The 14,391-nt window shown below is 61.4% G+C and carries 19 protein-coding genes; 7 read left to right on the top strand and 12 right to left on the bottom strand.

The genetic code is table 11. The annotated features are described in order from the left end of the window. Positions 1-103: 103 nt before the first annotated feature. From proB to ACW9IN_RS10955, 4 genes are all read left to right on the top strand, one after another. The gene (gene proB / locus ACW9IN_RS10970) at positions 104-1,222 is read left to right on the top strand and encodes a glutamate 5-kinase (protein WP_025999729.1); all 1,119 of its coding nucleotides are present in this window, start codon (positions 104-106) and stop codon (positions 1,220-1,222) included. 16 nt (positions 1,223-1,238) lie between these two features. Beyond that, complete coding sequence (locus tag ACW9IN_RS10965) at positions 1,239-1,703, top strand: CreA family protein (RefSeq protein ID WP_457365877.1); 465 nt, start codon at positions 1,239-1,241, stop codon at positions 1,701-1,703. Positions 1,704-1,803: 100 nt separating this feature from the next. Beyond that, the gene (locus ACW9IN_RS10960; RefSeq protein ID WP_457365876.1) at positions 1,804-2,286 is read left to right on the top strand and encodes a glutathione peroxidase; all 483 of its coding nucleotides are present in this window, start codon (positions 1,804-1,806) and stop codon (positions 2,284-2,286) included. 160 nt (positions 2,287-2,446) lie between these two features. Continuing rightward, positions 2,447-3,550 carry an NADH:flavin oxidoreductase gene (locus ACW9IN_RS10955; protein ID WP_457365875.1) on the top strand — a complete coding sequence of 368 codons (1,104 nt, stop codon included), beginning with the start codon at positions 2,447-2,449 and terminating at the stop codon, positions 3,548-3,550. Positions 3,551-3,601: 51 nt separating this feature from the next. On the opposite strand, the gene ACW9IN_RS10950 is transcribed toward ACW9IN_RS10955, so the two are convergent. From ACW9IN_RS10950 to cysZ, 3 genes are all read right to left on the bottom strand, one after another. After that, the gene (locus tag ACW9IN_RS10950) at positions 3,602-3,997 is read right to left on the bottom strand and encodes a hypothetical protein (protein WP_457365874.1); all 396 of its coding nucleotides are present in this window, start codon (positions 3,995-3,997) and stop codon (positions 3,602-3,604) included. A gap of 233 nt (positions 3,998-4,230) precedes the next feature. Then, positions 4,231-5,409, bottom strand: a complete 1,179-nt coding sequence (locus ACW9IN_RS10945) for a glycosyltransferase family 4 protein (RefSeq protein WP_457365873.1) — start codon at positions 5,407-5,409, stop codon at positions 4,231-4,233. A gap of 54 nt (positions 5,410-5,463) precedes the next feature. Beyond that, the gene (gene cysZ, locus ACW9IN_RS10940) at positions 5,464-6,228 is read right to left on the bottom strand and encodes a sulfate transporter CysZ (protein WP_457365872.1); all 765 of its coding nucleotides are present in this window, start codon (positions 6,226-6,228) and stop codon (positions 5,464-5,466) included. A gap of 293 nt (positions 6,229-6,521) precedes the next feature. Here cysZ and trxB point away from each other — a divergent pair, with 293 nt between their 5' ends. Then, a complete protein-coding gene (gene trxB / locus ACW9IN_RS10935; RefSeq protein ID WP_457365871.1) occupies positions 6,522-7,484 on the top strand; it encodes a thioredoxin-disulfide reductase in 963 nt (320 codons plus the stop codon). Between the two features lie 181 nt (positions 7,485-7,665). Here trxB and ACW9IN_RS10930 read toward each other — a convergent pair whose 3' ends face one another. From ACW9IN_RS10930 to ACW9IN_RS10905, 6 genes are read right to left on the bottom strand one after another with little or no spacing between them, the layout of a single operon-like run. Further along, a complete protein-coding gene (locus tag ACW9IN_RS10930; protein WP_457365870.1) occupies positions 7,666-8,007 on the bottom strand; it encodes a HopJ type III effector protein in 342 nt (113 codons plus the stop codon). Further along, positions 8,000-8,296 (bottom strand): DUF1244 domain-containing protein, encoded by a 297-nt coding sequence (locus ACW9IN_RS10925; protein ID WP_457365869.1) that lies wholly within the window; start codon positions 8,294-8,296, stop codon positions 8,000-8,002. Before ACW9IN_RS10925 ends, ACW9IN_RS10930 begins: the two co-directional genes overlap by 8 nt. A gap of 22 nt (positions 8,297-8,318) precedes the next feature. Then, positions 8,319-8,690, bottom strand: coding sequence for a dihydroneopterin triphosphate 2'-epimerase (folX, locus tag ACW9IN_RS10920; RefSeq protein ID WP_003176029.1), 372 nt, complete (start codon positions 8,688-8,690; stop codon positions 8,319-8,321). Between the two features lie 2 nt (positions 8,691-8,692). After that, entirely contained in the window at positions 8,693-9,253 is a 561-nt protein-coding gene (gene folE / locus ACW9IN_RS10915) for a GTP cyclohydrolase I FolE (RefSeq protein WP_457365868.1), read from the bottom strand. A 20-nt stretch (positions 9,254-9,273) separates the two neighbouring features. After that, positions 9,274-9,984 (bottom strand): dihydromonapterin reductase, encoded by a 711-nt coding sequence (gene folM, locus ACW9IN_RS10910; RefSeq protein ID WP_457365867.1) that lies wholly within the window; start codon positions 9,982-9,984, stop codon positions 9,274-9,276. A gap of 56 nt (positions 9,985-10,040) precedes the next feature. Further along, a complete protein-coding gene (locus ACW9IN_RS10905) occupies positions 10,041-10,601 on the bottom strand; it encodes an antibiotic biosynthesis monooxygenase (protein WP_457365866.1) in 561 nt (186 codons plus the stop codon). A 215-nt stretch (positions 10,602-10,816) separates the two neighbouring features. Here ACW9IN_RS10905 and ACW9IN_RS10900 point away from each other — a divergent pair, with 215 nt between their 5' ends. Next, entirely contained in the window at positions 10,817-11,773 is a 957-nt protein-coding gene (locus ACW9IN_RS10900; RefSeq protein WP_457365865.1) for a MerR family transcriptional regulator, read from the top strand. A 2-nt stretch (positions 11,774-11,775) separates the two neighbouring features. On the opposite strand, the gene ACW9IN_RS10895 is transcribed toward ACW9IN_RS10900, so the two are convergent. Further along, entirely contained in the window at positions 11,776-12,381 is a 606-nt protein-coding gene (locus tag ACW9IN_RS10895; RefSeq protein ID WP_457365864.1) for a hypothetical protein, read from the bottom strand. Positions 12,382-12,439: 58 nt separating this feature from the next. Further along, on the bottom strand, positions 12,440-12,907 hold the full coding sequence (locus tag ACW9IN_RS10890; RefSeq protein WP_457365863.1) for a PAS domain-containing protein: 468 nt from the start codon (positions 12,905-12,907) through the stop codon (positions 12,440-12,442). A gap of 138 nt (positions 12,908-13,045) precedes the next feature. Between ACW9IN_RS10890 and ACW9IN_RS10885 the strand changes: the two genes are divergently transcribed. Next, positions 13,046-13,501 carry a flavodoxin gene (locus ACW9IN_RS10885; RefSeq protein WP_457365862.1) on the top strand — a complete coding sequence of 152 codons (456 nt, stop codon included), beginning with the start codon at positions 13,046-13,048 and terminating at the stop codon, positions 13,499-13,501. Here ACW9IN_RS10885 and ACW9IN_RS10880 read toward each other — a convergent pair. Next, positions 13,482-14,378, bottom strand: a complete 897-nt coding sequence (locus tag ACW9IN_RS10880; protein WP_457365861.1) for a LysR family transcriptional regulator — start codon at positions 14,376-14,378, stop codon at positions 13,482-13,484. The two genes, ACW9IN_RS10885 and ACW9IN_RS10880, sit on opposite strands and share 20 nt — an antisense overlap. Positions 14,379-14,391: the final 13 nt, after the last annotated feature.

Genomic DNA, 14,391 nt, shown 5'->3' with positions numbered 1-14,391 from the left:
GCGATAAACTTGAACGCCGCTCCCTGGAGCGGCGTTTTGGTATCCGGGTATAACGTTATGGGCCGCGCTGGGTCGCGCGGTCCTCTAGCCAAGGTTGAAGATGATGCGGAGCAAAGTGACGGGTGCGCAGCGCTGGGTCGTGAAGATCGGCAGTGCGCTGCTGACGGCGGACGGCAAGGGGCTGGACCGCGCGGCGATGAGCGTGTGGGTCGAGCAGATGGTGGCCTTGCATGAGGCCGGCGTGGAACTGGTCTTGGTCTCTTCCGGGGCTGTGGCCGCCGGGATGAGCCGCCTCGGCTGGACCGCGCGACCCAGCGCGATGCACGAGCTGCAAGCCGCCGCCGCCATCGGCCAGATGGGCCTGGTGCAAGCCTGGGAGTCCAGCTTCGCCGAGCACGGCCGCCACACGGCGCAGATCCTGCTGACCCACGACGACCTGTCCGACCGCAAGCGCTACCTCAACGCCCGTAGCACCCTGCGCGCGCTGGTGGAGCTGAAAGTCATCCCGGTGATCAACGAAAACGACACCGTGGTCACCGACGAAATCCGTTTCGGCGACAACGACACCCTGGCCGCCCTGGTGGCCAACCTGGTGGAAGCCGACCTGCTGGTGATCCTCACCGACCGCGACGGCATGTTCGACGCCGACCCGCGCAACAATCCCGAAGCCCAGCTTATTTACGAGGCGCGTGCCGATGACCCTGCGCTGGACGCCGTGGCTGGCAGTGTCGGCGGCGCCCTTGGCCGTGGCGGCATGCAGACCAAGCTGCGTGCTGCGCGCCTGGCAGCGCGTTCAGGCGCCCATACCATCATCATCGGCGGGCGCATCGAACGCGTGCTGGATCGTCTGAAGGCCGGCGAGCGCATCGGTACGCTGCTGTCACCGGAGCGCGGCATGCTGGCGGCGCGCAAACAGTGGCTGGCCGGTCATCTGCAAACCCGTGGCACCCTGGTGTTGGACGATGGCGCTGTATCGGCGCTGTCCCAAGGCAACAAGAGCCTGTTGCCGGTGGGCGTCAAGTTGGTGCAGGGCAGCTTCCGCCGTGGCGAGATGGTGGTATGCGTGGCACCCGACGGTCGCGAAATCGCTCGCGGCCTGGCCAACTACAGCGCCCTGGAAGCGCAGAAAATCATTGGACAATCGTCCGATGCGATTGTCGGACTATTGGGCTACATGGCTGAACCTGAACTGGTTCACCGCGACAACCTGATCCTGGTTTAACCAAAGGGAATACACGATGCGTGTGATGAAGGGATTGCTCGGCCTGCTGCTGGCCATGCCGCTGCTGGTCTCGGCCGAAGAAATCGGCCAGGTGTCGACGGTCTTCAAGTTCGTCGGCCCCAACGATCGGATCGTCGTGGAAGCCTTTGATGATCCCAAGGTCGATGGTGTGACCTGCTACCTGTCGCGTGCCAAGACTGGCGGCGTCAAAGGCGGCCTGGGCCTTGCCGAAGACCGTGCCGAAGCCTCGATCGCCTGCCGTCAGGTCGGCCCGATCCGCTTCAAGGGCGAGCTCAAGGACGGCGACGAAGTGTTCAAGGAGCGCACCTCGCTGGTGTTCAAGACCATGCAGGTGGTGCGCTTCCTCGACAAGAAGCGCAACACCCTGGTGTACCTGGTCTACAGCGACCGCCTGATCGAAGGCAGCCCGCAGAATGCCGTGACCGCGATTCCGATTTTGCCGTGGCCGACCGCTCAGTAACTTGCGCGCGGGTTTTGTCATCGGCGTCTATGATTGCAGGCTTGCGAGTTGTACTCTCGAACAGTCGCAATGCGAAAACATGGGATATCTGGAGTTCGTCATGAGTGCTTTCCACGACCTGAAACTCAAAGCTTTGGACGGACAAGAGCTGCCGCTGGCGCCCTTCAAGGGGCAAGTGGTGCTGGTGGTCAACGTGGCCTCCAAGTGTGGTTTGACCCCGCAATACGGGGCTTTGGAAAAGCTTTATCAGCAGTACAAGGATCAGGGATTTACCGTGTTGGGCCTGCCGTGCAACCAGTTTGCCGGGCAGGAGCCAGGAACCGAGGATGAGATCCGTGAGTTTTGCAGCCTCAACTACGGCGTGACGTTTCCCCTGGGCAGCAAGCTCGACGTGAACGGCCCTGATCGTCACCAGCTGTACCGACTGTTGGCGGGCGAGGGGGCGGAGTTTCCCGGGGACATCACTTGGAACTTCGAGAAATTCCTGCTGGGCAAGGATGGGCGCGTGCTGGCACGCTTCTCGCCGCGCACTGCGCCGGATGATCCCACCATCGTCCAGGCCATTGAAAAAGCCCTGGCCTGAGCTTCTGATCTGATCGTTCCCACGCTTGCGTGGGAATGCCTCCCCCCGGACGCTCCGCGTCACGCTTTTGCACCTTAATCACCCAGATCAATAGTGCTATCCAGCGCTCTGCACTCTCCATATTATCCGCATCATAAATCCTCTGACGTGGAGTGCTCCCATGCCTGTCCAAGCCTTGTTCAAACCTTTCCAGCTCGGCGCACTGCAACTGTCGACCCGTGTCGTCATGGCGCCCATGACCCGGTCGTTCTCGCCGGGCGGCGTACCCAATTCCAAAGTCATCGAATACTACCGTCGCCGTGCTGCGGCAGGCGTGGGGCTGATCATCACCGAAGGCACGGTAGTCGGCCATCAAGCGTCCAACGGCTACCCGAACGTCCCGCATTTCTACGGCGAGGCTGCATTGGCCGGCTGGAAGAAAGTTGTCGACGCGGTACACGCCGAAGGCGGCAAGATCGTGCCTCAGCTATGGCATGTGGGCAATGTGCGTCGCATCGGCACCGAGCCTGATGCCAGCGTGCCGGGCTACGGGCCGGTGGAAAAACTCAAGGATGGCAACGTAGTTGTCCACGGCATGACCACCCAAGACATCAAGGATGTGATCAATGCGTTCGCCCAGGCCGCGAGTGACGCCCAGCGCATCGGCATGGACGGTGTGGAGATCCATGGCGCCCACGGCTACCTGATCGATCAGTTTTTCTGGGAGGGCAGCAACCAGCGTACCGACGAGTATGGCGGCAGCCTGGCCAACCGCTCGCGTTTTGCCATTGAGCTGATCCAGGCCACCCGCGCCGCCGTCGGCCCGGATTTCCCGATCATCTTCCGCTTCTCCCAGTGGAAGCAGCAGGACTACACCGCACGCCTGGTGCAAACCCCGGAGGCGCTGGGCGAGTTCCTCAAACCATTGTCTGATGCCGGTGTGGATATTTTCCACTGCTCCACCCGTCGCTTCTGGGAGCCGGAATTCGAAGGCTCCGATCTCAACCTGGCTGGCTGGACCCGTCAGCTCACCGGCAAGCCAACCATCACCGTGGGCAGTGTCGGCCTGGATGGCGAGTTCCTGCAGTTCATGGTCAATACCGACAAGGTCGCGCAACCGGCGAGCCTGGGAAAACTGCTGGAGCGTTTGAACAACGACGAGTTCGACCTGGTCGCGGTGGGGCGTGCGCTGCTGGTAGACCCGGATTGGGCGGTGAAGGTGCGTGATGGTCGTGAGGATGACATCCTGCCGTTCAGTCGTGAGGCATTGATGACCCTGGTGTGAGTGGCTGGGCTCCCTGTGAAAGTCACAGGGAGCGTTTTGCGTCAGTTGACGTCAGGCGTAGTAGTCGTTGTTCGTCTGGCCATAGTCATATGACGGGTAGGGATAGTCATCGTTGTGCGTGGGGTAACGGTCAGCGGGTTGTGAGTGATGCTGGTTGTATTGGTCGTAAGAGCTTGTAGGTTGCGGGCGATTCCAGCTTGGATCCGGACGGCTGGGCTGCGGACGAGTCCAGCTGTGGTCCGGACGGCTTGGCTGGGGGCGAGTCCAGCTGTGGTCCGGACGGCTGGGCTGGGGGCGAGTCCAGCTGTGGTCCGGACGGCTTGGCTGGGGGCGATTCCAGCTGGGATCCGGCCGCGTAGCCTGAGGGTAGTTCCAGTCATTCCCTTGCGTCGACGTGTTGAAAGGCATGTAGCGCAACGCCATTGATCCATTTATCAGATTCGACATAGTGGTCTCGTTCAGTTTTTCGTCATGGGCCTGCCACTGCGTCTTCCATCCGGAACACACCTTTCATGTGGCAGGTATCCTATGGGTGGCGATAAAACCCACGACGTTCCGGAAATATCCTGTTGTGGGGCGGCCTTTCGGGCGGCTTTACAGGAAACTGCCTACTGTCGAAGCCAGTCTTCAAGGGGTAGGTGGGTGGGCGGGAGAATAGCCCCACACCATTGGCAGACCGTTCAGCGAACGTAAGGCTGTACTGGAGCCACGAAATGCTCCTCGCACACACCTAGTAACTGCTTCTCGAATTGCTCGATAACCGCCGGCCAACCCTGACGGCTGGCATGTTGACGGGCATTGAGTCGCGCTCTGCGCAACGTTTCGCGCTCTTCGAGCAGCCAACAGGCTGCATCGCAGAATGCTTCCTCATCTCCCGGCATCGCCAGCGCGCCGTTGTAGCCATGACGAATGTGCTGGCTCGCGGCGGCTTGGTCGTAAGCCACCACCCCCAGGCCGGAGGCCATGGCTTCGAGCACCACATTGCCAAAGGTTTCGGTCAGGCTGGGGAACAGAAACAGGTCGCCCGAGGCGTAATGCCGTGCCAGTTCCTCACCCCGTTGAGTGCCGCAGAACAAGGCCTCGGGCAGATCGTGTTCCAGCAACGGGCGTTGTGGCCCGTCACCCACGATGATCAGTTTCAGCTGGCGCTGTGGATATGTGCGGCGCAGGGATTCGAAGCAGCGCTTGAGCAAGCCGAGGTTCTTTTCCTGGGCCAGGCGTCCGACGTGCAGCACCGCAATATCATCAGCCTCCAGGCCCCAGCTTTCACGCAAGGCATTGTCTCGTCGGGCAGGGTGGAACAACTGGCTGTCCACGCCACGGGACAACATGCCCAAGCGCTCGAAATGCCGGCGCTCCAGTTCCATGCGCTGGCTGGCGCTGGGTACCAGGGTCAACGTGGAGCGGTTGTGGAACCAGCGTAAATAGTGGGTGACTACCCGGCTCAACAGGCTCAAGCCGTACTGGTTCGAATACTGTTGGAAATTGGTGTGGAAACCGCTGACCACTCGGATCCCCAAGCGTCGCGCCGCGCGCAATGCCGACAAACCCAGGGGGCCTTCGGTGGCGATATACAGCACGTCGGGGCGCTGGCGGGTCCAGCGGCGCAACAGTTTGTGCATCGACGACTGACCCCATTGCAGGCCCGGATACCCCGGCAGTGGCCAACCACGGCACAGCAGCAATTCATCGTCGCTCGCCCGGCTGTGGTCCGTCCCCTGGCGCGGGCGCACCAATTCCACCTGATGGCCGCGGGCGCGCAAACCATCGCACAAGCGGCCAAGGGTATTGGCCACCCCGTTGATCTCTGGCGGGAAGGTTTCGGTGATCAGGGTGATGTGAAGCGAAGCTGTCGTCATGACCCACAGTGTCGCTGCGGGCCATGTCGTCATTGTGTCATCAGGATGATGGATTTATGACTTGATCACAGTCTGCCGCGCCATCGCCTCGGCCCCTTGCTCGCGCACCCAGAACAATGTGGCCCCGGCCACCGCCGCCGGCATCATCAACAGGTTGACCACCGGCACCAGCAGCACCAGATAAACGATGCCGCCGAAGCTCATGCTCTGCCAGCGCTTCTGGCGCAGCCAGGCGAGCATCTCGTTCCAGCCCAGTTTGTGGTTATCCGCCGGGTAGTCGATGTACTGGATCGCCATCATCCACACGCCAAACAGCAGCCAGAGCGGCGCTGCGATCAGATTGACCACCGGGATGAACGACAGGATAAACAAGCCGATGGCACGGGGCAGAAAGTAACCCAGCTTGCGCATTTCCCGGCCCAGGGTGCGCGGAATCATGGCGATCAATTCACCCCAGCTGAAGGCCGGAAAGTCATCGGTGCCACGCACCACCACTTCCACCTTCTCCGAGAGAAAGCCGTTGAACGGTGCGGCGATGATATTGGCCAGCATGGTGAAGGTGAAAAACACCATCAGCACCACCAGTACCACAAACAGCGGCCACAGCAGGTAGTTGAGAAAGCTCAGCCAGCTTGGCAGCGTCGGCATCAAGTGGTCGACCCACAGGCTGAATTGATGACCGGCGAAGTAGATCAGGCCGACGAACAGCACCAGGTTGACCGCCAGCGGCAGCAGCACGAACAACCGCAGGCCTGGGCTCAGTACCAGTTTGAGGCCTTCGCGCAGGTATTGCGGGCCGGAAAGAGCAGGGGCGGGCATGGAAAACTCCGAGCAGGATGGCGAACGCGCCGACCTTACCGGCTTTGCCTTCAGGACGAAAGCATGGCCAGCACGACGACATCAACGGTAACAAAGGCGTCGATCAACCGGCTCGACAACATAGAGACCACCTATGAGCTGGATTGTTATTCCGTATTTCCTTAATCTTGCCCCCCTCGATACGCTGCACCCATTATTTTTCAGGGCCTGCGAGTTCAAGCCTTCCCCAAGTGCTTCGCGGTCCTTTTTTATTCCAGCCGCCTTGTAGTCCGGGCGGTCGACAGGAGTGAGTCATGTCTGATACCCGTCATTCGCGAGTGATTATTCTCGGTTCCGGCCCTGCCGGTTACAGCGCCGCCGTCTACGCGGCCCGAGCCAACCTCAAGCCGCTGCTGATCACCGGCATGCAGGCGGGCGGTCAGTTGACCACCACCACCGAAGTCGACAACTGGCCGGGCGACGTCCACGGCCTGACCGGTCCGGTGCTGATGGAGCGCATGAAAGAACACGCCGAGCGCTTCGAAACCGAGATCGTCTTTGACCACATCAACAAAGTCGACTTCTCCAAGAAGCCTTACAGCCTGACCGGCGACAGCGGAGTCTACACCTGTGACGCACTGATCATCGCGACCGGCGCCAGCGCCCGCTACCTCGGCCTGCCGTCGGAAGAAGCGTTCATGGGCAAGGGCGTCTCCGCCTGCGCAACTTGCGACGGTTTCTTCTACCGCAACAAACCGGTCGCCGTGGTCGGTGGGGGCAACACCGCCGTGGAAGAGGCGCTGTACCTGGCCAACATCGCCAGCACCGTAACCCTGGTTCACCGTCGCGAGACCTTCCGCGCCGAGAAGATCCTGATCGACAAGCTGCATGCGCGCGTGGCTGAAGGCAAGATCATCCTCAAACTCAATGCCACCCTGGACGAAGTCCTGGGCGACAACATGGGCGTGACCGGTGCCCGCCTGAAAAACAACGACGGCAGTTTCGACGAGCTGAAAGTCGACGGCGTGTTCATCGCCATCGGCCACACTCCGAACACCTCGTTGTTCGAAGGCGTGCTGGAAGCCAAAGACGGCTACCTGGTTGTCCAGGGCGGTCGTGAAGGCAACGCCACCGCGACCAACATCGAAGGCATCTTCGCGGCCGGTGACGTGGCGGACCACGTGTACCGCCAGGCCATCACCTCCGCTGGCGCCGGTTGCATGGCGGCACTGGATGCCGAGCGTTACCTCGACGGCCTGCAGAACGCCGCGTTCTGAACCCGCTGAAACGAAAAAACCGGCTGAAAGGCCGGTTTTTTATGCCCGCGATTCAAGCAACACCGCAGAGCAATGTGGGAGCGGGCTTGCCCGCGAATGGTGATTGCCGGTCACCGAACAAGGCGACGGATCCACCGCTTTCGCGAGCAAGCCCGCTCCCACATTTTGGTCTGTTTCTGACTCAGGATTTGCGGGTCAGCGGCTGCGCTGCAAACGTCACACCCGCCAACCCATGGGCGATCAGTGCGCGAATATTGCCGTGATCGCTGCCCTCGGGCGTCGCCAGCACCGAACGGTAGTGCTCACCAAACGCCAGCAACGCTTCCTGATCGCTCAAGCCTTCCAGCAACGCCAGGCCCAGGGTCTTGCACGAGCCTTCGTTCTGCCCGGCAGCGTTTTCCACCGCGCCATTGGTGAACGCTTGCGGTTGATAGTCGTAACCTGCGGCGACAAACGCCAGGGTATCGGCAAAGACGTGTTCGCCGCTGGTGAGGCTGGCGCGCAGGGTGTTCAGATCAGTCATGGGCTTTTCCTTTGGCGAACGCCGCCTGTTGGTCGGCGCTGGCTTCTTTCTGGTATTGGGCTTTCCACTCGGCGTACGGCATGCCGTACACCACTTCACGGGCGTCATCAAGGCTCAGCTCGATGTGACGCTCGTCGGCTTCGGCCTTGTACCACTTGGACAAGCAGTTGCGGCAGAAACCGGAGAGGTTCATCAGGTCGATATTCTGCACATCCTTGCGGCTGTCCAGGTGGGCCACCAGCCGGCGGAAGGCGGCGGCTTCGAGTTCGAGGCGTTGTTGATCGTTCATAAGGCTCACGCAGGTTCAGGGATTAGCGGCTGGCCGCCAGGGTAATCGACACCGACTCGGCAAAGCGCAGCGCATGGGGCTTGTCCACTTCGACCTCGGCGTACAGCACCGATTCGTTGCTCATCACCAGGTCCAGCAGTTCCTGGGTCAGGCGCTCCAGCAGGGCAAAGCGATTGCCTTCGACATGGGCAATGATCGCCTTGGTGATGGTGCGGTAGTTCAGCGCGTGGTCGATGTCATTGTCGCGCACGGCTTCCTGGGCGGCATACAGGATGGTCAGGTTGATCAGCACATCCTGCTTGTTGAGGATCTCATCCTCGTTGATACCGATGTAGGTGCGCAGGCACAGGTCCTTGACCCGGATACGTGCCATGCCTGGTTGAAGTTGTGGCATTGCTACTTGCTCCGTCCAATCAGTTGCAGGAACTCCATGCGCGTGGTGTTCGACTCGCGGAACGCGCCGAGCATCACCGAAGTGTTCATGGTTGAATTCTGTTTTTCCACGCCGCGCATCATCATGCACATGTGCCGGGCTTCGATCACCACGGCCACGCCGGCGGCCTGGGTCACTTGCTGGATGGCGTCGGCAATCTGCCGCGTCAGGTTTTCCTGGATCTGCAGCCGGCGCGCGTACATGTCGACGATGCGCGCCAGCTTCGACAGGCCCAGCACCTTGCCGGTCGGCATATAGGCCACGTGAGCCTTGCCGATAAAGGGCAGCAAGTGATGCTCGCACAGCGAATACAGCTCGATGTCCTTGAGGATCACCATCTCGTCATTGTCCGAGGAGAACAGCGCGCCGTTGACGATCTCTTCCAGGTTCTGCTCGTAGCCATGACACAGGTATTGCATGGCCTTGGCCGCGCGCTTGGGCGTGTCGAGCAGCCCTTCGCGCTCCGGGTCTTCGCCCAGGCCTTTGAGAATTTCGCGGTAGTGTTGGGGCAGGGACAAGGTCATACAACATCCTCACAAACGGCTTACTTGATATGCCGCCCGCCGTTGACGGTCAGGGTGGTACCGGTGACATAGGGGTTGTCCAGCAGGTAACGCAGGCTCTGGTAGATCACCTCGGCCCCGGGCTCGATGCCCAGCGCCGACTTGGCCAGCACCTTGCTGCGGTAGGCCGCATCGTCGCCTTCGTTGAACATCACCATCGCCGGCGCGATGCCGTTGACCTTGATCGACGGCGCCAACTGCGCGGCGAACGACAGCGTCAGGCTGTCGAGCCCGGCCTTGGTGGCGCAGTAGGCGATGTGCTCACGGCTGCCCTTGCGCACCACGTCGTCGCTGATATGCACGATATCGGCAGGTGTGGCGCGTTGCAGCAAGGGTGAACAATGCAGGTTGATCAGGTAGGGCGCAAGCATGTGCACACTGAACATGTCGCTAAAAGCACGGCTTTCGTCGCCCGGGGCTTCAGCGACCCAGGCCGAGGCGTTATGGACGATGGCGCGCAGGCTGTCGGTATGGGTGTTCAGCTCGGCGATAAACGCGAGGATCCCGGCCTCGCTGGAAAAGTCGGCAAACAGGCCGGTCGCGCCGCGTTCACGCAAGGCTTGCACGCCGGGGCGGTCGCTGCGGTAGCTGAACAGCACCGAATGGCCGTCATCCAGCAGCCGCTGGGCGCAGTGCAGGCCGACACGCTGGCCGGCGCCGGTGATCAGGATCGGGGCGTTCGTTGCAGTCATGGGAGGCTCGCGTCGCTGGCAGGCTCAAATCATACCAGCGACGCGCGTGCCTGTACTCACGCTGCGGCTTGCGTCGCCTTGCGGGATGTTGGGGCCGGGTGCAGCCAGTTCGCCAACAGGTGGGTCGAGAGCGGGATGAACCAGTAAACCATCAGTGGCGTCAGCGCCAGGGTGCTGACCAATACGCGTGGGACCAGGTCGAGTTCGCTCAGCAGTGGGCTCAGCACAAAGTTGAAGAGAAGCGACACCGGAAAGAACGCCAACCAGATCGCCACTGCCTGCTTCCAGCGCGGCGGCCTTGCGCCCACAGCGCCGAACCAGCCATCAATGCCCCGCACGCGGTGCTCGGACGGGTTGGCAAACAGCTCGCTGCCACGGCTCAGCCAGGCACTGCGGGAGGCCGAGAATTCCCAGGCATGCAGGGTCTTTTCATCGGCGAAGCGGAAAACGATCTGGAATTCATCGTCGTGAGGGGGCGGTGCGAGTACGCCGGAACCCAGGTAACCGGGGAAGTCGGTGGCCAGTTGCTCGCCTTCGCGCAGCCAGGCCATCAATTCTTCATAACGCCCTTTGGCCACGCGGCGCGCAACCATCAGGGTGACGGGTGAGGTAGACATTGTGTATCTCCAGGGATAGGGCGCAGGTGTCCGGGTAGGAGGTGCGCCAGCCGTAGCGGCGGGGTAATGCGGCTACGCTGTTCTGTGTGGCAAGAATTATTCCTGATTTACACAAATACACCAGTGGCGTTGATCGGTTTGCCCGAAAGGTTGAACCCGCTACCAGAATCGGCGTTAAATGCCTCCACCTCCAGCCGGACGTTTTCAAACCGCAGATGCCCGAAATCATTGCTCCTTTTCGCGAAACCAGCGGTGCAGACCACGCTGATGGCGAGATGTTGTTTCCGATTCGTGAGGTCGCGCGACTGACCGGTGTCAACCCGGTCACCCTCAGGGCCTGGGAGCGCCGTTATGGTTTGATCCAGCCCACGCGCACCGAAAGCGGGCATCGGCTCTACTCGAGTGCCGATATCGACACCGTGCACCGCATTCTCGATTGGATCGAGCGCGGCGTCGCGGTGAGCAAAGTGGGCAAGATCCTCGCCCGTGATGGGCTTGCAGGCGACGCTGGCGCACTGACACAACTGTCGCCCGAACAGGAATGGAACCCATGGCAAGCGCAGGTGCGTGCCGCCATCAGCGCCTTCGACGACCGTCAACTGGACAGGCTCTACACCCGGATTTTCTCCGCTTATCCCACTCCGGTGGTGTTCCAGGATGTGCTCATGCCGTTGTGGCGGCAGTTGTTGCGTCATCAGGGGCATTTTGGCCAGGTCAGTGAATGGCTGTTCTTCGACAGTTTCCTGCGCGCACGCATCGCCCAGCGTTTGCAGATAGCGTGTGCCTCGCCTGCGCCCAGGGTGCTGCTGGCGGCCATTGCCGGCGAATGCCGTGAACTGGAACTGATGGTCGCCGGCGTGCTGCTCGCCACCGACGGGCTGGCGGTGAAGGTCATCGGTGTCGGCCAACCCTTCGACGAGCTGACGTTGATTTGTGAAAAGACCCGTCCCAAAGCCCTGGTGCTGTTCTCCAATCGCGCGCCTTCCAGTGAGCTGCCGTTGCGCCTCAAGCGCCTGGCGCTGACGCTGGAGTGTCCGTTGCTGTTGGCCGGGGATGCGTCGGATTTGGCCGAGGCCAGCCTGGCCGGTTCATCGATTGGCTGTCTGGGCAACGAAGGGCCGTGGATGCAGCAGCGCTTGCAGCAATACTTGAACGGCGGCCTGGACACCTGATCTCAGGCGTGGACTTCAGGGTGAATCAGCCGGTGCTGATGCAGGATGAACTGGCGCAGACGTTCGGTTTCATCGGCATCGCCCTGGCTCAACCGGTAAGCGAACAGGCCGCGCGCGGTTTCACGCTCGAAGGTGCCACGCAAAGCAATGCGCTCGTAGCCCGAGGGGCTGAACCACAGGGAAAAACTCTTCGGCGGCTTGATCCGCCCGCGGATCTCTACCAGCACGCCTTTGAACGACACTTCATGCACCCATAACGCCCCGGCGTGTCCCTTGATGTTCTCCAGCGCAACCGGATTTTCCAGCGCCAGGCGCCAGGGCCGGATCATCGGCCCGTCTTCAAAAATGGTCGGTACGCCCAGGCGCAGGTGAACCGCATGAAACTCGTCTTCCACCAGGTGCAGCGGGAAGGTGAGTTGCTGGTTATCGAACTGGGCCTGGATGGTGAGGTGGTCGTGGGCGGCCAGCCGCGTGAGCAAGTCGCGAATCTGTGCACCGCCGTTGACGGTCAGGCTCGACATGCCATCCCGCACGTTGAGCTGCGGGTTGTGATGCATCGTCTGAATGAAATCCAGCTCGTCTTGCGTCAGGAGTGCGTCGCGTTGCATGGGGCTTGCTCAACGGGAGGGTGTTAAAACGCCATTATCCTCTTAATGACCGGTTTTCCTAATTTTTGTTAGGCCCGCTCGTCGCTTTCAGGGCCGCCAGTTCGGCCTTGAGCTCAGCCACCTGGGCTTCCAGTTGGGCCACGCGCTGCTGGGCTTTCACCTGGGCGGTGACATCTTTCTGCACCCCCACGAAGTAGGTCTGTTTGTCGGCGGGGTTGTAAGTTGTTGATAACGACAGCTCATTCCAGAAGTGCGTGCCATCCTTGCGGTAGTTGCGCAGGGTTTCCCGGCAACTTGCACCATTGCCCAGGGCCTCGCGAATGGCGATCAGCGCCGGCTGGTCGCGGTCGCCCGATTGCAGGAAGCGGCAATCCTGATAGAGGATTTCATCGCGGGTATAGCCGGTCAGTCGCTCGAACGCCGGGTTGACGTAAATCAGCGGTAAATCCTGGCCTTCGCGCTCAGCGATGACGATCCCTTCGTTGGACGCGTCGATGACCATTTGCATCAATTGGGCGTTAATCATGTCGGCAAATCCATGTGTCTTGAGCGTTGAGAGTCTAAGGCAAGGCGCTTGTCTGTCCATGCCGGGGCGAGGTTTTTTCGTGGTCCTGGGCTGAGCTGGTAATATCCCACGCTTTCGCTCAACTACAGGATCAGATTGATGAAAGTCGCCATCCTTTCCGGCTCGGTCTACGGCACCGCAGAAGAAGTCGCCCGCCACGCCAAGGGCATTCTCGACGCTGCCGGTTTCGAAACCTGGTACAACCCGCGTGCGACCCTGGCCGAGGTGCTGGCTTACGCGCCCGAGGCGTTTCTGGCGGTGACGTCCACGACCGGCATGGGTGAATTGCCTGACAACCTGCAACCCCTGTATTCGATGATTCGCGACCAACTGCCCGCTGCCTGGCGTGGCCTGCCGGGTGCCGTGATCGGCCTGGGCGACGCCAGTTATGGCGATACCTTCTGTGGCGGCGGCGAGCAAATGCGCGAACTGTTTGGCGAGTTGGGCGTGCGCGAAGTGCTGCCGATGCTGCGCCTGGACGCCAGTGAAAGCGTCACTCCCGAAGCGGATGCCGAACCCTGGCTGGCCGAACTGGTCACTGCACTGCGCGGTTGACCGGAAACTCGCGCAGCAACGCCAGCCACGCCTGGGCGGCCTTCGACAGATAGGCGCCCTCGCGCCAGATAAAGGCGATGTCCCAGCGCAGATAGTCCGGTGCCTTGAGGGTCAGCCGTACCACGCCCGGCCGCACCAGCCCGCGCGCGACCACGCTGGGCAACAGCACCACGCCCTGGCCGGCGGCGACCAGGGCGGCGAGAAAATCCGCCTGCCCGCTGCGCCCGACTTCCTTCGGGGTAAAGCCTTCTCGCTGACACGCCTGCATCAGGCGGTCGTTCAGCACAAAACTGCGCTGGTACATCAGAAAGGGCGTGTCGGCCAATTCCTCAAGGCGCACGTGCGCGTTTTCCGCCAGCGGGTGGTCCATCGGCAGCAGTGCATCCAAAGGCTCATCGCAAAACGCTTGCCAGGCGAAGGCTGGATCGCTGGGCGTCAGGCCGCCGCCGACTTCCAGTTCACCGCTGAGAATCGCCTGTTCGATGTGACGGCTGCCGCCTTCGAGCAATTGAATGTTGACGTTCGGATAGCGCCGCCGGTATTCGGCGAACAAGCCGGCAAACAGCGTGTCGCCGCCCAGTTGCGGCAGGCCCAGGCGCAACTCGCCGCGGGTGAGCTGCTGCATGTCATCCAGCTCGCTGAGCAATTCGGTCTGTAGCCGCAGCATCGCTTCGGCCTTGTGCAACACCACCTGGCCGGCGGCGGTCAGGCGGATCTGCGAGCCGGAGCGCTCCAGCAGCGGCGTGCCCAGGCTCTGTTCCAGCTGGGCCACTTGCTTGCTGACGGCGGACTGGCTGATGTACAGGGTCTTTCCGGCCTGGGTGAAACCGCCCCGATGAATGACTTCGACGAAGCTGCGCAGTTGTTTGAGTTCCATGATCGAAATTCCA

Source organism: Pseudomonas sp. SDO5271_S396 (assembly GCF_054071795.1).
This window is presented reverse-complemented; position numbering and strand designations above follow the sequence as displayed.